Source organism: Anaerohalosphaeraceae bacterium (assembly GCA_037479115.1).
Classification (GTDB): domain Bacteria; phylum Planctomycetota; class Phycisphaerae; order Sedimentisphaerales; family Anaerohalosphaeraceae; genus JAHDQI01.
In genome coordinates, this window is the sequence record JBBFLK010000013.1 from 1 (window position 1) to 22073 (window position 22073).

Annotated in this window: 16 protein-coding genes; all 16 read right to left on the reverse strand. The window is 53.4% G+C overall.

Features of this window, described 5'->3' with window-relative positions; translation table 11 throughout:
* Nucleotides 1-158 precede the first annotated feature (158 nt).
* Nucleotides 159-4316 (reverse strand): tetratricopeptide repeat protein, encoded by a 4158-nt coding sequence (locus WHS88_07615; protein ID MEJ5260039.1) that lies wholly within the window; start codon nt 4314-4316, stop codon nt 159-161.
* 36 nt (nt 4317-4352) lie between these two features.
* On the reverse strand, nt 4353-5951 hold the full coding sequence (locus tag WHS88_07620; GenBank protein MEJ5260040.1) for a sugar transferase: 1599 nt from the start codon (nt 5949-5951) through the stop codon (nt 4353-4355).
* Between the two features lie 23 nt (nt 5952-5974).
* Nucleotides 5975-8245, reverse strand: a complete 2271-nt coding sequence (locus WHS88_07625; protein MEJ5260041.1) for a polysaccharide biosynthesis tyrosine autokinase — start codon at nt 8243-8245, stop codon at nt 5975-5977.
* 17 nt (nt 8246-8262) lie between these two features.
* A complete protein-coding gene (gene xrt / locus WHS88_07630; protein MEJ5260042.1) occupies nt 8263-10230 on the reverse strand; it encodes an exosortase in 1968 nt (655 codons plus the stop codon).
* A gap of 3 nt (nt 10231-10233) precedes the next feature.
* Nucleotides 10234-11229 carry a GDP-mannose 4,6-dehydratase gene (locus WHS88_07635; GenBank protein MEJ5260043.1) on the reverse strand — a complete coding sequence of 332 codons (996 nt, stop codon included), beginning with the start codon at nt 11227-11229 and terminating at the stop codon, nt 10234-10236.
* A 215-nt stretch (nt 11230-11444) separates the two neighbouring features.
* On the reverse strand, nt 11445-13466 hold the full coding sequence (locus WHS88_07640) for a DUF362 domain-containing protein (protein MEJ5260044.1): 2022 nt from the start codon (nt 13464-13466) through the stop codon (nt 11445-11447).
* Nucleotides 13467-13646: 180 nt separating this feature from the next.
* Nucleotides 13647-14132, reverse strand: a complete 486-nt coding sequence (locus WHS88_07645) for a glycosyltransferase (protein ID MEJ5260045.1) — start codon at nt 14130-14132, stop codon at nt 13647-13649.
* Nucleotides 14129-14590 carry a hypothetical protein gene (locus WHS88_07650; GenBank protein MEJ5260046.1) on the reverse strand — a complete coding sequence of 154 codons (462 nt, stop codon included), beginning with the start codon at nt 14588-14590 and terminating at the stop codon, nt 14129-14131. The genes WHS88_07645 and WHS88_07650 overlap by 4 nt, the downstream gene beginning before the upstream one ends.
* Nucleotides 14587-15483: a glycosyltransferase family A protein gene (locus WHS88_07655; protein ID MEJ5260047.1), complete on the reverse strand. Its 897-nt coding sequence runs from the start codon at nt 15481-15483 to the stop codon at nt 14587-14589. The genes WHS88_07650 and WHS88_07655 overlap by 4 nt, the downstream gene beginning before the upstream one ends.
* Nucleotides 15484-15542: 59 nt before the next feature.
* Entirely contained in the window at nt 15543-16214 is a 672-nt protein-coding gene (locus WHS88_07660) for a GNAT family N-acetyltransferase (protein MEJ5260048.1), read from the reverse strand.
* A gap of 20 nt (nt 16215-16234) precedes the next feature.
* Nucleotides 16235-17200 (reverse strand): glycosyltransferase family 2 protein, encoded by a 966-nt coding sequence (locus tag WHS88_07665; protein ID MEJ5260049.1) that lies wholly within the window; start codon nt 17198-17200, stop codon nt 16235-16237.
* Nucleotides 17179-18210: a peptidoglycan bridge formation glycyltransferase FemA/FemB family protein gene (locus WHS88_07670; GenBank protein MEJ5260050.1), complete on the reverse strand. Its 1032-nt coding sequence runs from the start codon at nt 18208-18210 to the stop codon at nt 17179-17181. Before WHS88_07670 ends, WHS88_07665 begins: the two co-directional genes overlap by 22 nt.
* 4 nt (nt 18211-18214) lie before the next feature.
* Nucleotides 18215-19009 carry a polysaccharide deacetylase family protein gene (locus WHS88_07675; GenBank protein ID MEJ5260051.1) on the reverse strand — a complete coding sequence of 265 codons (795 nt, stop codon included), beginning with the start codon at nt 19007-19009 and terminating at the stop codon, nt 18215-18217.
* The gene (locus WHS88_07680) at nt 18987-20414 is read right to left on the reverse strand and encodes a hypothetical protein (GenBank protein ID MEJ5260052.1); all 1428 of its coding nucleotides are present in this window, start codon (nt 20412-20414) and stop codon (nt 18987-18989) included. The genes WHS88_07675 and WHS88_07680 overlap by 23 nt, the downstream gene beginning before the upstream one ends.
* Nucleotides 20415-20450: 36 nt before the next feature.
* Nucleotides 20451-21011 carry an acyltransferase gene (locus WHS88_07685; GenBank protein ID MEJ5260053.1) on the reverse strand — a complete coding sequence of 187 codons (561 nt, stop codon included), beginning with the start codon at nt 21009-21011 and terminating at the stop codon, nt 20451-20453.
* A gap of 36 nt (nt 21012-21047) precedes the next feature.
* Complete coding sequence (locus WHS88_07690) at nt 21048-22055, reverse strand: glycosyltransferase (GenBank protein ID MEJ5260054.1); 1008 nt, start codon at nt 22053-22055, stop codon at nt 21048-21050.
* Between the last annotated feature and the right edge of the window lie 18 nt (nt 22056-22073).

The window sequence follows — 22073 nt, forward strand, 5'->3', positions numbered from 1 at the left end:
ATGACCAAAGAAGAATATGCATTGCGGGGGTACGATCTACCATGGCTTCCCTAAAGAAAAATCTTACAAAAAAATATACATTTGTAAACAGATGGAGTATATCTATTTTAATCATAAAATTTTTTCCAAACGGTCCCCAACTCCTGCTGCATCCTGACTTACTGATTGAGAAGATTCTGCAGCTCCTCCATTTGTTCTTTATCCAAAACCGGATTGCTCTGATTCCAGCGCCATACCTCCGCGGCCCACCTTGCGGCTTGCTGCTTTCCATTCATCGCCAAAAGCGTTTTGACCAGCCGATATCCGGTTTTTACCCGCTCCGGAGAATAAGGCGGCGCGTTTTTCAGGGACTGTTCAAAATCTTCCCGAGCTTTTGCCAACTGTCCCATTTCGAAAAAGATTTCGCCCCGGGTATCCAGCAAATCGGCATTTCGGGGTTGAATCATCAAACCCTTATCGGCCCACTGAAGCGCCTCCTGCAGCTGCTTATTCTGAGAAAACAGAATCCAGGCCAGGTTATTCATTGCCGCTGCACGGTCTGCTTCTTCCGTCAGACTGTTTTGCATCAGAAGGACGCGATAAAGTTGTTCTGCAGATTTATACTGCTGCCAATAATGATAGAGTTTCGCCTGAGACAGCATCAGCTGCGGATGATTGGGGTGGCGTTCCAGCAGTGAACGCAGGCATTCGGCGGCGGTTTCGCGTCCCTTCGGGTCTTCCTCCAGCCCCAACTGAAGACAAATGCGGGCGGCGGCATCCAGGCATTTCGGAGAATAACCTGAATACTTTTCAAGCAGCTCCTGCACTGCCGACCGCTGCTGGTCTCTGAGCAAAAGCGCTGCCCAGCGATGGAAAACGCCGCTGGGCTCCGAATTCTCTTTCATTTCATTCTCGAACAGCTGCCAGGCCTGCTCTTTGCGACCGGTTTGATACAGAAGATGCAGATAAAGAATCCGGAAGGCGGGATTCCCTTTTTCCCGTATCTCTCTGCGGGATTCCAAAACGCTTTCAGCCTCCTGAAAACGTTCGGTTCGAATGCACAGTTCCGCATACAAGGCCGCCACTCGTTCCTCGTTCGGAAACCGCTTATACAAATCCTGCAGAGTCGGCAGGGCCAAATGTCCGCCTCGCATCGCCTCCAGACGGGCTTTCTGCAGCAGAAGAGTGCTGCTTTCCGGGAAGAATTCCAGCCCCTTCAGAAGGCTGTCCAGAGCCCGGCCGGTCTGTCCGTTTCGCATGTACCATTCTGCCAGGGCAGCCCATCCTGCCTCGATTCGCGGGTAGTCATTCAGCAGACTGTGCAGAATTCTCTCGCCTTCATCCGCTGCGGCGGTTGTGTTTTCCGACAAGAGCATCTGGGCCTTCAGCAGCAGGACGGAAGGATCCTTCGGTTCTGCCGCCAGATATTTTTCGATGAGGGCTTCGAGGGCCTTTCGGCGCTGAGGAGCCCGGGCATAGATCAAGACGGCTTTGCGAAGAACCGCCGGGTCCTCCGGATACAGGCGAAGGGCTTCTTCCATCGTCTCGACAGCGGCATCCGTCCGATTCAGATTCACAAGCAAATCTGCGGCAAGCAGAAAACTGTCCCGGGACGATTCCGAAAGGCGCAGCATGGTTTTGATATCCTCCTGCGCTTGTTCCGTCAGACCGATTTGAGTCCGAACCATCGCCCGCAATGCATACAAACGGGGCTCAGAGGGCTTGACCGTCAGGGCCTCATCGCAAATCTGAACGGCCTGGTCGGTTTCTTTTCGGCGCATCGCCAGTTCCACACGGGCCGCGATAACCGGCAGCGAATGGGGTTGGGCTTCCTGAAGCGAACGAAGAATCTCTTCGGCCTCCGAAAGCTGATTTTGATAAAGATGCATCAAAGCCAGCGATAATTTGAGATTCTGGTCGTTGGGGTTTTTCGCAATCATGTCCTGAAGAATTTCCGCGGCGTTCCCGAACCGGCCCTGCTGAAGAAGCCGCTGAACCTCCAAATGCGTCAGCCGCGGGTCCCGCAGCCCCCGTCGGGCCGCCTGCTGAAGCACTATCTCCGCCGCTCGATATTCCTGAGCTCGATACATAGCCGACACGGCCGAAACAATCAATTCGAGGTTATCCATGTCTTTGGCAAGGGCGTTTTGATATTCCTGGACGGCCAGCGCCAGATTGCCGGAGGCCTCATAAACAGAAGCCAGCAGGATTCGGCTGTCTATGTCTTCCGGATAACTGCGGAGCACGGCATTCAGAAGCGAAACAATTTGCGGATAATCCCGCCGAATCTGACCTCGCTCAAAGAGCAGTCGGGCCTGTTCATACCGCCACTGCCGTCCCTGTTCCCCTTCTGCGTTTTTGATTTCTTCAATCCATTTGCGGAGCTGCTCCGGCTCTGCCGTTCGGCGTGTCCATTCGAGCAAACGCCGGCGAAGCGAAATGTCGGCCGGATACTGTTTGGCCAAATCGGCAAGAACCGCCGCCGCTTCCTGGACCTGCCCTTTCAGGAAGAGCACTTCCGCCCGCCAGACAGCCAAAACTTTTCGCTGTTCGGGGGAGAAGGGTTCCGGAGAGACAGCATCCAGAAATGCTGCCGCCTGTTCAAATTCGCTGGTTTGGACAGCAGAAACGACCCATTTTTGAATCGGCTCGAGCGAAGCTGGATAGTCCCGGCGGAGCTCTTCCAAAATCTGCCGAGCCGGCCCGTGGTGCCCCTGCCTGCGCAAAAGGTCGCTTTCCAGAAGTCGAACCCGGAGTGTCTGGCCTTCCTGTTTCTTCAGATTCTCCAATTGTGTTTGAGCCTCCTCCAGCCGACCTGTTTCAGTCCAGAAACTGATTTGCTCTGCCAGGAAAGAAGGGTCTCGGCGGGCCAGTTCCTGACTTTCCTGAATCAGCCGGGCCTGCTCAGCCTGATTCGGCGGGTTCTGTGATGTCTGCATCTGCCGAAGCCGAACGGTCAGCCAAATTCTGCGATAGTCCTGATTGTCCGGCTGTTTGCGCAAAGCCCTCTGGATATGGTCAGCCGCTTCGGCCAATCGTCCTTCCTTCAGAGACCACCGCGCCAGCAGAGCATGGGCTTCCGCATGTTCGGGAAAACGCAGAAGAAGCCCGCGAAGCTGCTGGACAGCCGCCAAGGGGTCTCCCGCTTCCATGAGGGCCTGTGCCAGACGCATCGAGGCATCCGGCGAGGCGGAAGCCGCCGACAATTTTCGCCAAATCGCCAAAGCAGTCGGCCAATCCCCCTTGGTTTGTGCCAGAAGCCCCTGCAGATACGCAACGGTCTCCGGTTCTTCCTTTCGTTCGGTCATCAGCCGGATGATGCTTTCCGCCTGGTCCCAGCGGCGTGCCTGAATGAAAAGTTCCGCCGCAGTTACCAGAAAATCATAGGAATCCGGCTGTAGCGCCGCTATGCCCTCCTGGGCCACCCGAACCATTTCGTCCGTGCGGCCGCTCCGTACGGCCCATTGTGCCCACAAAAGCCAGACCGTCAGGTCATCGGACTGTTCCGACTGCAAGCTGGTCAACAGCCGCTCTGTTTCCTCCAGCCGTCCGGCTGTCAGACATACAGAAGCCAGCTGCAGTTTTTGCGGACGGGTTTGGAATGGAAGAGTTTTCGCCTTTTCAATATCGGCCTGAGCTTCATCCGCCTGCTGGTTTTGAAGATGATACTGAGCCCGATACAGATAAGCCGACGGCTCGTTTGAATTAGCCTCCACGGCAGCATTCAGCCATTCCAGCGGGGTTTTGTCGGATAAGTCCGGGTTTTGCTGGCTCAAACGGGCCATAAGCAGGTAAGCCTGCAGACAGTCTGGATGCCGCTCCAGAATCTGCTGGAGTCTTTGCCGAGCGGGAATCATTTGGCCTCGCTGCATCATAGCCTGTGCGGCATAACAAGCAATTTCGGGATGGTCCTGCCGCTCCAGAAAGGCCTCGGCCAGCCGCTGGGCCTCTGCGGGGTCGGTCCGGACATAAAATTCAATCAGCCGGCGGGATACATCCGGGTTGTCCCCCAGACGAAGAATCTGATGATAAGCCCGCAGGGCCTGCTCGATGTATCCCTTCGTCAGAGGACGGCGATTCATCTGGGCCTCTGCGTATTTGATCAGGATTGCCGTATCCTGTTTGGGCTGAATCGCCGCCAGATACTGCCCGAGATAGACGGCTGCCGCATCCCAGTCTTTTTTCTCAAAGGCCGCCAGACCCCGCTCCAGACCCCGATGAGCCCGCAGGTGTTTGTTCCAATACCACAATCCGCCCACGGTCAGCGTACCGGCTGCCAGGGCAAAGAGCACGACGACCAAAAACGCCCAGTTGATTCGACCGAATCTGTATTGCATTCAAACTCCCTTCTGTGATGCCAATCCTGATTTTGATTATCCAAACTGGTCCAAAAAAGAAAGAATCAGCTTGCGTGCGGTCAACAGACAAATCTTCAGGTCCATGCCCAGCGACAATTTCCGGACATATTCCATATCATAGTAAATCCATTCCTGAAAATCGCGGCCCGGCCGACGGGTTCGGCTGACCTGCCAGAGGCCGGTAATTCCCGGGCGAACGGAAAGACGAGCCTGACGCCACGGAGGGCAATATTCATTTTCATTTTCCGGAGAAGGGCGCGGCCCCGCCACACTCATTTGGCCGAGCAGAACATTTAAAAACTGCGGCAGTTCATCGATGCATGTATCCCGCAGAAATTTGCCGATGGGGCTGGTTCGCGGGTCATCGTCCATCTTAAACTGCGGACCGTCCACCTGATTGACCATACGAAGTTGGTCCTGAAGGGACTCGGCTCCGACAATCATCGTCCGAAACTTCAGACAGGAAAACTCTCTGCCGTGCAGGCCCTGACGGCGTGCCCGGAAAAAGACAGGGCCCGGCGAGGTCAGTTTGACCGCCAGCGCAATCAGCGGAAAAAACGGCAAAAATAATCCCAGCACGAGAAGAGAAATCAGGATATCCACCAGGCGTTTGCCGAAACGCGGATACGAAAGGAGCGGCCATTCCCGAAATGCTTTTTCAGAACGGCTCCAACCATCGGAACAGAAATTCAGACGGGTCTTCCATTCCTGGTGCGGCTGGCGCCACCATGCGACGTGGTGAACAGGCTTTCCGGGGGGCACACAAACCGACGGCCCCAGCAGGACTCCCTGAAGAACGGCGCCGTCGCCGACCTCTGCCCGGTCACAGAGGATTGCCGGAGCCGCAATCACAGCCCCCTGCCCCAAACGGACCTCTCTGCCGATATGAATGATTCCTTTGAGGGTCGTCCTTCCCGAACCATCTGCCTTTGCTGCGGATTCCGAACGGCAGGTTTGGCTGAATCGAAGCAGGGCTGCTAATCCGGTTGTGGAAAAAAGATCGAACCGCCTGCCGCCGATACGAAGCCGGAGGATTCGGCCGCCGACTGATTCGGCATATTCCGCAAAAGAAGCCGTCGGTTTTCTGAGCAAAGCACTTAAAAGTTTCTCGAATTTTTCGGCCCTGCAGCAGAAGAAATCCGGCCAGTCCGCTGAGGGAAAATCCGGTTCGTATACGGGCTGATAGGAGCGGCGGAAACCGACGATGCGACCGTCTCTTGTCAGACGAACCTGCTCCCGGCCGGCATCCAGTGAAGGGTCGATGCGGAAAACCGCTATATCACAATCCAGAGAACAAAGAACCGCCTCAAGATTTGCTCTGTCCACCTTCGACAGGACGGCTCCGTTCGCAAGAATCACCCACTCGGTTTTGGGTACGGAAAGATGAGCCGAGCCGCTGATCCCTTCGGGAGGATAAAAAAAGACCTCTTTATCCCGCTCCAGGTCCTGGGTTCTGGCGGATTCCGGCAGCCAAAATCGGCAGGGTTTCTGCAGAGCACCGGCCTTCAGCATATCCAGCAGAAGCCGATTGGCCGGATACGCCGTTAGCAGCTGCGGCCCCAAAGAGGCGGATGAACCGCAAAAATGTTCAGACCCAAACCAGAAAACCTGCATGAAACGCTCCCCTCTTCGTTTGTTCAGGACAGCTGATTCGGATTCGGAGGAAACGTCTGCGTATCCGAGGACTCCTGCGAAGCCGTCAAAAACAGGTCGGGGTTTTTCTTGCGGTGCTTTCGGCCCTTCTGACCGTAGGCGTATCCGTATCCGTAGGAGCGGTAGCCCTGCTCGGCTTTCACATTATTGACAACCGTTCCGATGACCTTGGCCCCCACCTGCCGCAGTCTGGACAAGGCCTCCTGGATATCCGGCTGCGAGGTCCGTCCCAAAAACGTAGTCAGAATGACGGCATCGGCATACCGAGACAGCACCAGTGCATCCGCAAAAGCCAGAACCGGCGGGGAATCAATCAAAATAACATCGAAAGAATCCCGCAGGGTACGGAGCCGTTCGCCGCTTTGCGGATGAGCCAGCAAGTCCAGCGCATCCGCACTATTGCGAAAATCAGACGCAAGAATAAAAAAGTTGGGGTTGGAATGCCGGTACAAACATTCTTCCAGTCGTTTGCCGAACAGATAATCCTGAAATCCGCGAAGGGCACGGGGCAGATTCAGCACTTCCACCACGTCCGGTTTACGCAAATCCGCATCAATCAGGAGTGTTTTTTTGCCGGAGTTGGCAAAGGAAGCCGCCAGATTGACACAAAACGTCGTCTTGCCGTCCTGCACGCCCGGGCTGGTCACCAGAATTATTTTGGAACCATTCGAGCCGTCCAAAAGTCCCAGATTGGCCCGAATTGTCTGATAATCGTCATTCAGCTGCTGGCCCAAAAGATTTCGCTGAATGGAATGCGGGTCGGTCGTTGTGCCCAAAATCCTCACCTGTATCCGCTTGACGACCTCCTGAGGATGGTGAATCCGCCGGTCCAGCCGGTCGATAAGCAGAGCCGTCAGCAGGCCGAACAGAAGCCCTCCAAAGCCCACAGCGGCCGCCATTTTCTTTCGTTTGCCCGGAGCGGAAACACTAAAGGCCTCATCGGCGACGGAAATTCGGGCCGGCCGTTTGCTCTCAATCATCAGCTCTTTGATTTTGCGGTCGACCTCCTGCATCTGCTCTTTGCTTTGCTGAATCTGTTCCTTCAGGTCCTCAATCAGCAGCTGTTTGCGGCCGATTCGGATCGTCTCGGCATCCTGCTGCTGCAGTTTTTCCTGAAGATGCTGCATCAGAGAAGCCAACTGAGAACGCTGCGTTTTCAGCTGAGCCAGCTGCAGCTGCCGGCCGCTCGTGCGGCGCTCCTCAAAGGCCGCGTTGAACTCATCCAGCACTTCCTGCTGCCGCTTTTCATAACGGTTTTTGAGGGTTTCAAAGACCTGCTCCTGCTGAACCAGAACCGGATTGTTCGGCTGCATCGTCTGACGGCTGACCAGAAGGGTTTGTTCATACCGGCGAATGTCCTCCTGAAGTGCCCGCAGAATCGGGTCGTTCTGGACAATCTGAGAGCGCTGCTGGACGAAATCCGACGGCAGGGCTTCCTGGCCGCCCTGTTCGGCCGCCTGAATCTGGGCCTCCAGGGCCAGCAGCTGAATTTCCGTATTGGTCAGCTCTCTCTGGAGACTGGCCAGCCGTTCGTAATGCATCTGCTGGAGAGCCGTCAATTCCCCGGTTCCGTATTCTTCCACCAGCTGACGGATGGTTTCCTGCTGGGCTTCAAGTTTCTGCGTCAGCTGCTTTCGCTCGTTTTGGAGGTTATTCAGACGCGTATTTTCTCGATCCCGCAGGTCTTCGACCACCACTGCCATATAATTGCGGAGAATTAAGTTAATCAGCGTTCGAGCTTCTTCCGCCTGTGCGGCCGGAGTAGTCATGCTTAGGGTAATCAGATAGGACCCCCGGTCCGGTTCAATCTCAATAATCCCCTGCTCAAACATCTGCCGAAGGCCCGTGTAGGTGTCTCCTTTCTGATTAAAGAAAGAAAGATTGAGATTTTGGGCTTCTTCGGCAACCCGTCGGATGACTTTATCGCTGCTCATCAGCATGGCCTGGGTGTTCTTGAAGCCTTCATAGTTGGGCAGCGGCTGGTCGGAGTCGCGATCACGATATATAATCTCCGGAATAATGGGGGCCACCTCTACCAGCGCCGTTGTGCGGTACTGCTTGGGCATCAGAAAAAAGACCGCCGGAAAGCCGATCCCCCAGACCAGCGCCGTCAGCAAAACAATCACCCACCATCGCCGCCGGAGCAACCCCCAAAGATCAATCTCTGTGTGCGGCTGCTCCTGCGACGGCTGCGGGCGATATTCGACCAGTTCTGCCGTCGGGGCACCGTTTTCTGTAATGTCCGAATTGTCCATACGCCTCCAACTATCTGTTAAATCGAGGTTTTCTGTCGGAAAACGATCTGGGAAATCGTCTTTTCCGACGAATCGATAAACAATTTTGACAGAAACCGCAACTCCAGGACCGTCAAAAGTAACGCCAGCGGCATCATGGCCAGCCCACCGTAATCATGGAATATCTTTTCCCATATTTGCCCATCCAGAAACAAAAAGGCAATTGACGTCAGGACCAGACGGATGGTGTTGCATATTAATGCTATCGGCACACTCGAAACAAAGATTACAACCTTTTGCCAAAGGGGGCATTTGCATATCAAAACAACAAAACCGCTTACAACGAAAAAGGCCGTCAGCATTCGCAGACCATTGCAGGCCTCCGCTACCGCAACAAGCGTACCATTAATATTAATAATATTTCCTTCTCGAATCACATTAAAACCTAATGCTTCCAGGCAGAAAACAGCGGAAACAGTGGCCCATTTCTGCAAAGGCGGTGTAATCGTCCATTCCACAGATTTGGGCAGAGGAAACATCAAATACAGATACATCCAGACCGGCAATATCTTCTTAAAGCATTGCCCCCCTAAAATCAACCACACCAGACCGCCGATGGTTAACAGAAAACACAGACGCTCAAGACTTGCGGACCCAATCAAAAGGGCTCCGAATCGGAGGAGCTGAACGAACAAAAGAGCCCAAAAAGCCGGCGGATATGGACGTATCGGACAGTCCAGAAGGACTTTTCTGCGGTCCCAAATCACATACCCGGCCAAAAGCGGCACGAGAATACCGCTGGAGTATTCATCGCTGAGCATCCAAACCTGCCAAAGGTCTATCAGGGTTGGATTCCAGTAGACAGCCAGCAAAACAATCAGGAGAATTCCCAGTGCCCCAAAAGCACCAATTTTTTTCCCGGGCTGAGCCAGGTACGATGACAAAGACGAAACCTGTGCGAGGCTTTGACGCTGTACCAGCCGTCTTCGAAGCTTCCTTGTAAAAGAGGAGGACTTGCCCCTGGAGGGGACAAAGAGTCGCTCAGAACCTTCAGTGCCGGACGCAAGCACCGTTCCTGTGTCCGTCATACAGCAATCGAGATGACAGCGGGCCCCGACAGTGGTTCCGGCCCCAAGAACAGAAGAGCTGATTACTGAATGGGGCCCTATCCACCCATCAGACTCGACCATCAGGGGCCCCAAAAGAATACAGCCCTCTTTGACAACACAGTTGTTTCCAATGAATACCGGTCCGGCCGTACGAACAGTCGGATGGATTTGGACATTCTGTCCTGCCCACAATCCGTTGACAGCAGTCCGGGAAAATCCTGCAAGCCCGCTTCCGTTTTCGTCCAGCGAGAGCAAGTGACGTCCCACGGCCTCTGCATATTCTATCCACGTCCGATAGGTCTCGGTGGGTTTCTTGAGAACCCCGCAAGCGACGGAAAGCCCTTCCTTCACAAGAGCGGGCACCAGGTTCTCTTTTAAATCAAAATATCCTTCCAAAGGAATCCAGCGGATGATATCGGAACCGCAGACATAAACTTCTGCATCTTTGGGAACCGCTTCGGATTCATCTGTCGGCTGGAAAAAGACGGTCAGACTCCCCTGTTTGTTTTGATGTTCCCCAAGGACGTCTTGAAGCGGCGGAGGGACCAGCATCGCCCCGTTAAAAACCAAAAGGATGGTTTCAGGAGATTCTGCAGCCAGTGCATCTCGAATATTTCCGGCAGTACCTCGCGGGAGCGTCTCAAAACGCAAATGAACATTGACTCTATCCGGAAAAACCAATGACTCAAGGAGGGGGCGATTCCTTTCAGAACTGCAGATTTCAACGCGATGCAAGCCCTGTTCGGCCAGATTTTCCACGAGGCGCAAAAGGACCGGCTTGCCCCCAAAAGACCAGAAGGCATGGTGCAGCCGGCTGGCCAGCGGGCATCGGCCGAAATCCGGTTCACCAACCAAAATCAGGGCTTTGCAGTCTTTTAAAGAAACACTGGAAGACATAGTCTATCTTTCAGCAGACGGAAGCTGTTTTTTCATATCCTCAATAATCAAAGAAAGCGTCTGCTCTAACGTATAAGTCGGCTGAAAATGGATAACCTGACGAATCCGCTCCAGACAGGGTACTCGACGGACCATATCATCAAAGGGGCGTCCGAAGACTTGTTCAAAATCGCGGTAAACCTTTCGGCTGCGGCTTTGCGTCATCGCAATAATACGGTCGGCAAGATTGTCGATACTGATTTCTTCATTGGAACCGAGATTAAAGACCTGTCCGCAGGCCTCCGGACAATTTATCAGGTCCTGCAGGGCCCGGACGACATCAAACACACAGCAAAAGCATCGCGTTTGTTTTCCGCTGCCGTAGATTTCCAGCGGTTCATTCCGCAAAGCCCTCTCCACAAAACGGGGAATCACCATTCCGTACTGCCCTGTCTGACGGGGGCCGACGGTATTAAACAGCCGTACAATAATCACCGGCAAATCGTACTGCTGATAATAGGCCAATCCGAGGAATTCATCGATCGCTTTGCTGCATGCATATGACCAGCGGCTGAACCGTGTGCTGCCCAGAACGGTATCATCATCCTCCCGAAAAGGAATGGCTTCACTCTTGCCGTACACCTCGCTGGTGGAAGCCAAAAGGACCTTTTTGTGGAACCGGTTAGCCGCCGCCAGGACCACTTCGGTGCCGTGGATGTTGGTTTCGATGGTATGAACTGGACGCTCGACAATCAGCCGAACGCCGACAGCCGCCGCCAGATGCACGATAACGTCGCAGGATTCCACCAGCTGATTCATCAGGCTTTCATTGCGAACGGAGTCAAAAACAAACCGGAAATGCGGATTTTTCAGGAGATGCTGAATATTGCCAAGACGCCCGGTGCTTAAATCATCAATCACGGTAACCGTATATCCGCCCTTCAAAAGCGACTCCGCCAGATGAGAGCCGATGAACCCCGCACCGCCGGTGATTAAGACTTTCATCGTTTGCCGTTCCATACCTGTGTCCTGTTCCTTATCTGAGTTTTCTTATTGGGCCGGCGCCTTCAAGAGGTCTCGTTTGTGGCTGGGCCGCGACCAAAACCATATCCGCAGCAGTGAGTTTTGAAAAGGATTCTTTCTCTGAGATTTCAATTATGGAGTTTTTCATTCCGGAAAAAGAAATGTCAGACATGATTCATACGGAACCCGATGGAACCCTTGTCTTTTTTACCCTAATCCCCTATCCAAAGCCAGTTTGAGCTGAACAGGGCAAAATCTCTCTGATTGATAAGGCCGTCTCCCCCGGTCGGTGCCGTATCACAGGATGCATTCCAGCGGCTATCCTCTCTCACCGACAGCCACGCATCTGTAAACAACACGAAATCTTTTATATTGACGGAGCAGTCTTTTGAAAAATCGCAGGGATTGGCCTGGGTACAGAAACGCTGCATCCAAAAGCCGCTCAATAGGGAAAAGTCCATCTGGTTGATCTGCCCATCTCCGCCGGGCGGAGCAATATCGCAGGCAAAATCCCACCCGGGTGTTCCGGGAACAGAGCCCCAGGCCGAGGTCATTCGCAGAAGGTCCAACAAGTCAACAATGCAGTCCTGATTCAAATCCGCCGGAAGAGCGGTACATGGAGGGGAAGGATAAACAGCCGTATGGATGCACAGCAATTCGATGCCCGGTCCGGTGCCTAAATTGCGGGAATACCGCTTATCAAGCGGATTGTTCCAATGCTCATGAACTCCGAGACTGCCCAGGCGGGTTCCGTCCCCTTCCGGGTCATAAAAAACTCCCGACGGGGGATTGTCCGCCAAAGCGGCTTCGTGCAGATAACTGTCGATGGGGATATCAGGCAGATTGAACTGAGCCGCCAGAAAATCCAGCGCGACCGAATCCAGCGCAACCGGGTCCTGGGAGACCAGCAGGCTCGAGGGATAATCTCCATTAAAAGGAGGAATGGCGTATGGAGCCGGAAGCCCTATGTGGTTGTATTCAAATCCCCAGAGGGCATCGAGGATATACAGGACCGTTTTCTGTCCCAAATGTCTATGTCCCATTAAATCCACAAGGGGGCTGTAGCCGGCATAGGAAGGCTCCGTCACAAGCGAATGAAGGGCATTGCCGGAATGAATGGTGCTGTCATATTCCGGGCTGACGCCGAAACAGCCGTACCAGTTTTTGGCACACAGCGTAACCCCTGCGAAGGCATGTCCCTGCATCCGAGCCAGATTAATAACATAGTCCGCCTCAAAAAAAGAACGGGCCAGAGGATAATCGGCGATGGGCTGGCCGGTGTGCGGATTGTTGGAAGACCAGACAATCTGCCCCGGAACAGGGTCGGCCTTCGTGCGACCTTCCGTGCCGGGATTGTTTTCGGGCTTAAAATAATTGGTCTCCTCGAACCGAACCTGAGGAAATAACGAAACACAGGCATTGTAGGTTTTGTCATCGATATAACGCGACGGCTCACTGATTGTAATGCAGGACGGGTCCACCCCTGCCTGATAAACCAGCTGCTTGAGCAAGGCTGTGTAAACCGCCGGAGGAGTATCCGGAAAATTGTAGCGGCTCTGATGCGACCACTGATTGTTGTGATTGGGCTTGATAACGATTCGCTCTCCCGGAGAATAGCCTATATTTCCCTTTCCCCGTTTGCTGTTGTGATAGCGAAACAAAGCATCCCAGGCACTGCGGTCATCCTGTTTTCCGGTCAGCCAGCAAATGGCCCTGGACAGCATCGATTCAACGACAGCCGGATTGGTATGCTGATCGTCCCACCAGACATAACCGACGCCGTCCCAGGTTGTGGCGTTGGGGTCGTGGACCCACACAACCCGGCCGGGAAAGAGTCCTTCGGCTGTTCCTATCGGCTGATTGGGGCCGTCCACCGCTACAAAAGCCGCCTGATTGGATTGCGGGTCCACCCCCAAGGTCAGAAACACAATTAGTCCGGCCAATCCAACCAGTAGCCCCCCTTCCAGCCAGTGATGATGCTGCAAAAAACGTCCGGCAGAGACCCATTTGGCCCACGCGGCCAGCATCCCTGCTACATACAGCACAAACGACGAAGCCAGCGGGAAGGCGGCCCGCTGACAGGGATAGGCCGCTCGGCTGGGTTTCGGGATAACGCGAATGAGAAACCAAATCAGCGCAAGAAAACCCGAAATAAAAAAGGCCAGGGAAAGAATGGACTTCCGACAGCGAAGGAAAAATCGAAAACAAAAATATCGAACTCGATTTTTTTTCAAATCGAACAATTTTCTTCCCCTCACAATTTCTAAACTTCCCATTTTACCAGTCAATGGTCGTGAATAAAAGTGAATAATTCGACTTGGCTGGGCTTGTCATGAGAATGTTTTTCAGTGCTTCTAATGTTCGATATTAGAATATTTTATATAATACAGATATTATAGATACCTATTGTCTCTCTATTTTTTGACGGAATTCTCGATGAACTCATGAATTCGGAGAATAACGCCCTGCCTGTTTGGCATCCGCGGTACCGGAACAAACGTTTCCAGCCGGCGAATGCCGTCGGCCAGGTCTTTTTCATCATAGACGGCTACAATGTGCCCCAGCTGTTCAAACTTTCGGGCAGTATGAACCTGGTGGTCATTGACGACCTCTTTGTACTTTTTCAACCGGGGCATCACCAGAAGCGGCTTTTGGAGGGACAGGGCCAGGCTGATATTGCCGATACCGGCATGACTGATCATCGCCCGGCAGCCGTGCAGGGTTTTTTCGAATTGGGTCTTTTCCAGACTGACTGCGTAGTCCATATATCGAGGCCGGTACTGCCCGGGGCCGATTTGAGCGAAAACGGGCTCCCGGAGGAGTCCCGCTTCAATGGCCTTATCGACCGCCCGGACCAATCGGTCAAAACCAAACTGTGTTCCGACCGCCAGAAAAATCATATCACTTCGCCTCGATATTCGACGTTGGGATATTTGGCCGCCACATCCGGCCACTGCGAGAGAACCAAATCCGCAAAAGGCCGTATCAGCCGTCCGCTCAGCGACAGGCGTTCTGCATTGGCGATGCTGTCCAGCCAGATGACTTTGGCTCCGAGCAGCTTGCCCCACAAACAAATCCAAAAGCCCGCCGCAGCCCCGGTGCTGACAACAAGATGGGGCTTTTCCTTCCAGACGACCCCAAAACAGCGGCCCATTACCGCGAGGGTTTTGAACAGCTGCCGGCGATTGCTCTCTCCGACAATGTAGGTTTTTCCCAAAGCCCGAAGTTTTTCCCGCACCATTTCTCCGGTGGACACCCAGACCAGGTCATGCCCCGTCCAGGCTTCCTGGACAGACAGCAGCTGGCTGAGATGCCCGCCCGCAGAAGCGGCTAAACAGATTTTCAGTTTCTTTGTCACGGCTGGTTTACCTGAAAGTCCGCCGGAATTCTGTTGCCCCTGAAGAGCCGCTCCAGATGCTCCCTGCGGATATACTGAATCAATTCCGGAGGAATCTGGCGTTTTTCCCGCATAAAATGTGCATAAAGAAATCCAGCCATTCTGGCAAGCCCCCCCAGAAGAAAAGGAGGTTCTTTGATGCATCGGCGGAGGGCTTTCAATCCAAAAAACAGCGGGTGCGCGGCCAGAAAATACTCTCCGATGCCCTGCCGGAAGCGAATCTGCAGCAGCCCCGCCCCATGGCCTGTCCCGACCGGTTTGTTATGAACGGCTGCCAAATCCGGAAAAGACCACGTTTTCCAGCCCTTCATCCGGGCCATAAAACATGCACAGGTATCCTCGCCGCCGTACTTGAGCGGGAGAAAGCCGCCGATGGATTCATAACAGGCCCTTCGAAACACCATCAGGGCTTTGGGGGTGGAACGGCGGTCGTTCAGAATCGTTCGAAGCTTTCCCTGAACATTGTCCAGATACACTCCGGAGGCAATTCCGAGCTTTTCATCTCCGGCAAAACGCTCAAAGATTTTCTGATAATAGTCGGACGGCAGCAGAATATCTCCATCCAGAATTGCCAAATAGTCGTAGTTCAAATCCTCACAGGCCTTGACCCCCTCGGCAATCGCAAACACATTGCTGGCATAGTACGTCTGTCCGGGTTTCCGAGAGCGGTAAAGATACCGAATCCAGGGGACTTTTTCGGCATACCTGCCGATTATCTGAGCCGTTGCATCCGTCGAACCGTCATCCACAATGACCCACCGGGCGGGCAATACTTTCTGAGCAAGAACTCCTTCAATGGTTTGGGCCAGGTGCTTTTGCTCATTATAAACCGGTGTAACAATGACAAAGTTCATCTTCCAGCCGCCATTATACCTTCAATGCGGAATTGCGTCATCAGACCTGAACCCTGTCTTTATTTTCGGACCGGCAGGACATGCGGATCATATCCGAAATGCCAGATGACAATCATTTTTTTCAGAAACGAACGAGTCGAAGCCGTCCCGAGGATTTCAAAGCTGGTTTTGCTCAAAGAACGCCGCTCTGATACATTCCTCCACTTGGTCTCGCCGTAAACCCTCCGGAATCCCTGCTTCTTCAGGAGCCAAAGGACAGTTTCCACCAGAATCGGATTGATTCCTTTGCCCCGAAACTGCTCGAATACGTAATTGTCGTACAAATGGACGTCTTTGGGGGCCAGAAGCAGATAATGCGGATTCATGGTGGAGCCGACCTCAGACCAAATCATTCCCGCCGGCTGATTTCCGACATAGGCCAGCCAAAGAGAGGAACGTCTTTCGAACCGCTCCTTCAGCTGCCTGAGAACCGCTTTTCGTCCCAAGTGGGAGCACAGGGTCTCTATTTCCTGCTCGCTCATTTCCTCGCGGCTTTTTCGTTCGACAATCCGCCAGTCACTCGGCAGAGCATGTTTTGGAGAGTCCAGATTCGGCAGGTCCACATAGTACACAACATCGGGCCTGGGCGAGAGAGTCTCCATGATTTTCTGAAACACCCGTTTGAAAATACCGACAGTGCCGTGTTTTTGATAATAACGGACAACACGTTCATACCAAAGATCCAAGTTCATATCCAACCTCGCAGAATTGTTCAGTAACTTTTAAAGATGCATTTCATCCCGGTATAAATCATCTGAAGTTTTTTCCGATAATAATCTTTTTTCTCGGCTTTTCCCAGAAGACGGCTGACAGCATACAGGACAAAACGGACCGGCCATCGGCAGACCTGGCGAAGAAAGAATATCAGGCGAAACAGACAGACCTCCAGCGGGGAATGATGTTTCTTCCAATACTTGACCAGAGACAGGCAGTATTCCCGAAAGAATCGAACCGGCTCCCGATCGGAGCTTCCTCCCCCGTAATGAACGGCCTGTGCCTCCGGCAAAAAGACGATTTTCCAGCCGGCATCGTGAAACCGGCGGCACCAGTCCACCTCCTCGCAGTACATAAAATAATTTTCATCCATCCCGCCGACCTGCTCATAGGCCTCTCGGCGAACCATTAGAAATGCACCAACCAGAACATCGACTTGACAGACCTGATCATGCGGGAAATACCCCATATGCTCCCCGCTGAAAAACGGAACCCTCGGAAACAGCCGGGTCAGTCCGACGGCGGGACAGAACGTATTCCACAGCGACGGAAATTTCCGGCAGGACAATTGCAGAGTTCGGTCTTTCCAGAGCAGCCTGGGGCCGACCATTCCGACTTGCGGATGTCTGTCCAGATAATCCATCAAACGGTTCAGGCAGCCCTCGAGAACCACAACATCTGAATTAATCAGACAAAGATACCGTCCTTGTGCAACCGCCATTCCCTGGTTATTTCCCCGTGCAAAGCCGAGATTTTCCCGATTTTCTATAACCTCAACCTGCGGAAACTCCTGGCGGATGGCCTGAACTGAACCGTCTTCGGAGGCATTATCCACCACGATGACCTGCACGCGGCATTCCCCCGCTGTTTTATAAATCGACCGGATGCAGTCCAGCACCATCTGCCGAGTATTCCAGTTGACAATTACAATAGACAAATCCGTCATGCCAGACTCTTTTTCCATTCATGCACCCTGCTGATTGTTTTCCAAATCCATTCGATTGCCGGATTGGCACAGGCATCAAAACCGCCTATCTGTTTTGCCTCCTCTCCCCCAATCCGCCTCTTGAACTGATACACGGAGGGATTTCGCTTGGGGTCCACCCCGCCCAAATCATAGCGTCTCATCCCGGCCCGCTTGGCCGACAGCAAACTTTTCCACCAGGCCAGATAGGAGGACAGCACTTCATATCCCCGCTCACTTGTGGACTGAAACAATCCCAGACTGGTATCCCCAAAACAGCTGTTCACATCCACCGTAAGAGGGACCCCGTTTTCCGTCACCATAACCATCTTCATTTTCTGATGGTCCAGCAGCATCTCCTGAGTGCGGGCATATTCCCGCAGATCCAGTCCCCGGAACCCCTTCCTTTTCTGCGAGGTCCGATACAATTCCTCTAAAATTCCCCAGATGCTCGGGTCCAGCGATTCGACAACAGACAAACCGGCCTGCTCCGCCTTTTTCAGATTGGCGCGCCAGGTTCGGCAGGGCCTTTTTCGCATTTCTTCTTCCGACAGATCCAGCGGGAAAAGGACCGTATGATACGGAGCAATCCCTGCGGGTTTCCAGCCGGCCTTCAGAAAATCCTCCTTCCAGGAAGAAGGCACTTCGGCTGTATAAAGATTTGGAATAATCCGCGCAACATGAACGACACGGGGAATCAGAAAAGAGCGAAGCTGCTGAAGGGCTTCAATCGGAATCGAGTCCAGAGACTGCGTTTTCCGCATCATCGGTCCCCAGCGGACATAGCCGACTTTCAGCCTCGCCAGCGGAAGCCGAATAATCCGCAGATGAGCCATCAGACAAACCTCTTCCCCATATCGCAGACAAAGCGGCTTGAGGGTTTCTCGCCTGCCGGCGGCTCGGGCATGCAAATAAGCCCAGGACTGATACAGATTATAATCCAGAAAAGCGGATGCCTGCCGCTCCCATTCCGTCTGTGTAAACGATTCCTGCCAGTTCCATTCACTCATCAATTCACCGTTTTCCTAAAATTCTTTTTTTCAGTTTCTGCAGTCCCCAACAGACCTGATAGGCCCCGAGCACCTTCAGGCGAAAGGAAAAGATTCCCTCCGAAGGACTGACGCTGAATCTCCCTACGGCCAGCGGGTTGGTCTGTCCGAAGACGGCCCGCGGCTCGATGGTAAAACCCCATTTGTAGCCAGCCCGCTCCGCTTCCTCCAGCACGGTCCGGTTGTAATCTCCGTGCGGATAACTGACGGCATCAACCGGTACGCCCAGCAGTTCTTCCAAAGCCCGGCGGGACTGTTCCAGTTCATACCGAATCTGCGGCCGGTCCAGACGTGTCAAAAAAGGATGCGACATCGTATGAGAATACAAATCAAATCCTTTCTGCTGAAGCCGCCTCAAATCCTCCGGGCTCATTACCTTTTCTGACTGATCCTCCGTCTGCTCAATCAACCCCCATTTCGGTTGGGAGCCGAGCAGACCAACCGGGACAAAAATCGATGCGGTCAACCCCAGCCGTTCCAGCACCGGGACGGCCTGTTCCTGAACCGACACAAAGGCATCATCAAATGTCAGAGCGACCAGCGGTTTTTTCCCGGCCAAAGGAGCCGACAGAATCTCACAGGCCCGCACAACCTGACAGCGGTCCGCCAAATATTCCATCTGCCGGGCAAAAGAGACCAGATTCTCCGGACGGAGACTGTGGTAATACAGCACAACCCGCTGCGGACCTCTCCGAGCTGCCTTTAAATAAACGGCATAACAGACCGCCGAAACCCCTTCAATCAATCGTTTTATCCGCACCAAATTCCCCTTTGCATGAGGGGCGGTCAGAAACCGGAACAAGTCCTGACGGCACACGATGAATGTCTTCCTGCATCGGCGGAACCATTTTCGACTTGCCGAAGTTATTCATGACCGCCCTCGGAGAAAAAACCGGCGAAAGAGAGCTGATCATACCGAGGAGCAGAAAAAAAATCACATAAATCTGACCAAAGTAGGAAACCGCAATAAAATTCATACAATGGACAAACAGACTGACCCCCAGCGCCCAGAATAAATATAAACGATATCGGTCCGTTTTCACAGACCGCTGCAGACGGCCTGCTTTGACAAAGGCCGCCGTCAAAACCCCGATAAACAAAAGCAGACTCAGCAATCCGCCCCGGACCCCCTCCAGAATATACTGATTTGTTACATCATTGAGCCCATACCCCCAATGAGCCGTTGAAGGCGTTCCCAATAGGGCCCATTCTCCGAAATGCCTGATGGCGGCATCCATCAGATGATATCGATGCCATCCGGTGGACCCGCCGACAATGTTCACCCTCGAAACCAGATGCCAGACGGGCTTTTCCCGAACAAAGTGCAGCACAACCAGAAGGACAACGACTCCCCATCGGATCAGAGACAGATGCCTCCGAAGGGCAAACAAACCGCCTCCCAGTAAAGCGAAGAAAATCCCTGCGACCGGTGTGCTGGAGGAGCAGGCCGCCACAATCAGCAGACAGCAGACGACCCCGACAGCCGCCAGACGCCGATCGGACGGAGATTTCCACCAGTGACAGGCCATCAGCGGAAGCAGAGACACCCAGAAACAGCCGGCCAGAATCGGATGTGAAAAAGCCCCCTGACACCGCAGGCGGCCCTCCCGAACAGCCGTAATCTCCGGAACCCCCCCGAAAAACGCAAACAGGTTCCGACCTGTGGACCATTCAATCATAAAAAAAACAGCCACCAGAACACTGATCCAAATACAGCCGGTGATGGCCGACGAAACATCTTTCCAGTCCCGAATCTGCGTTCGAAAATAAAAATAGCATCCGAGCGATTCAAAAGCAAATCCGAGCCGGTTCATCAAGGCGGACGTCGTGCCGATCTGAAGCGTATAAATTGCAGTCTGACTCAGAAGCCATGCCGTCACGAGCGTATCCAGAAGGTTCCATGTAAACGGCTGGTATTCGTTTCGTATCAGAACCCGCAGAAACCCAAAGAGCACAAGAATGCGAAGCAGCGTAAGGTCTGCCCCGAAAAGCACCAGACGCTGGGCGGTGGAAATAAAACAGGCAATCAGAAGGAACGGCACGACAGACCATCGTCTTGGGACAAAGAGTACACAGACCCCCAGACACAAGACCGCTATCAATCCCAGCGGATGCAGGGTCGTCTGATCGGCGTATTCAAGATTGGCACCGGCCATCTGTTCCACAGATTTCTCCCAGGCCCGGCAGCGGCTGTTCGGAAGTCACTCTTTTTTGTAAGGAAGAATCCGTGCCGGATTTCCGACCAGCACGCTGTACGGCGGACAGCTCCGCGTTACCACAGCATTGGCTCCGATGACGGAATTGCGTCCGATGCGGATTTCGCGGCCTTTGTGAGTGACGACAACCGAGTGATAGCCGAACCAGCAGCCGTCTTCGATGATAATGCTTCCGGGTTCGGTAACGCCCTGGCGGATAATCGGATCTGCTGGGTCTTCAAAGCGATGCGAATGGTCCGCCAGCAGCACCCCCGGACCAAACAGGACATCCCGGCCGATGTGAATCTGCCGCATGGCCGTAAAGAAGCATCGTCTTCCGACAGCGGTTCGGTCCCCAATCTGCAGAAGCGGGCGGCCCTTTACAAAAGGTCCCGCTTCATACGGAATATTCAGCCATACATCCTTGTCAATCTGCACGCCGTCCCCCAGAAAAATATACGGCGCAGCGGCCCGGCGAATCTCACAGGAAGGAGCGATGGAAACGCCCCGCCCCATGTAGTCAAACCGATAAAAAAACCGCAGATACAGTGTATGCAGCCGATTCATTCCCCGCACGGTCGGCACCTCCCGCCACAATGTGTTTTAATCAGAAAAATACCGGTCCATCCTGCCGGCAATTCGATTTTTCCATCGGTAAAACAGGGTAATCAGCCCGCGAAGAGGAAAATGAAGTTCGGGCCTGACCGCCCCGATATAAAGCAGACGGGCCTTCCAGGAATCCAGCGCTCCTTTTTGACGGGCCTGTTCAGCCAGGGATTTATCCCGGTCCCAAAAAGCCGCCCATAAACAGGCGCGCAGCAAGTCTCGGGTAAGCCGCTCAGAATCCTCTTTTTGCCCGTATTTCTCCGCCAGATACAAGTACGTCTCAACGTTGGATTTGACAAACCGGGCTTTTTTCTGAAAATTGCGGGTGTTGGATGCGGACTCCGCCTGAACGGTATAGGTTGCCAGCGACTGCCGGATGTAAAAGACGGAGGACCGCATAGCGATTTCGATAAACAGCGGAATATCCAGCCCGCCGATGTGCCGCTGGTCCTGATAGGGAAACGGATTGCGGACAATCGATTTGACCATATCCAGCCGGGCCATGACCGTACAGGTCAGAATGTGATACGGACCCCAGCCTTCAAATACATTCAGATGAGCCGGCGGCTCCTGACCGATGGTTTGATAAAAATTCCGGATGGTCTTCCCTTTTTCCGCAAAAAACCGGTCATGCTCCGAATACACCAGACCGCAGTCCGGATGCGCTTCCAGATAATCCGCCTGAATCTGCAGCTTGTCCGGACAATGCCAGAAGTCATCCCCCTCGCAGAAAGCGATGTATTTGCCCCGGCAGGCCTCGATCGTACGGACAAAATTTTTCTTGGGGCCTACATTGTGTTCGGAGGTTATCAGACGAATTTTCTCCGGATGCTTCTGCTGATAATCGAGAACAATCTGCCGGGTTCCATCCGTTGAGCAGTCCTCTCCGATAACCAGTTCAAACGGGAAATCGGTCTTCTGCGCGAGCACACCGTCAATTGCACGGCGGATAAAACGCTCCTGATTATAGGTAATCATGTGAACACTGACCAGCGGATTCTGCATACAATCACCCAGACAGAT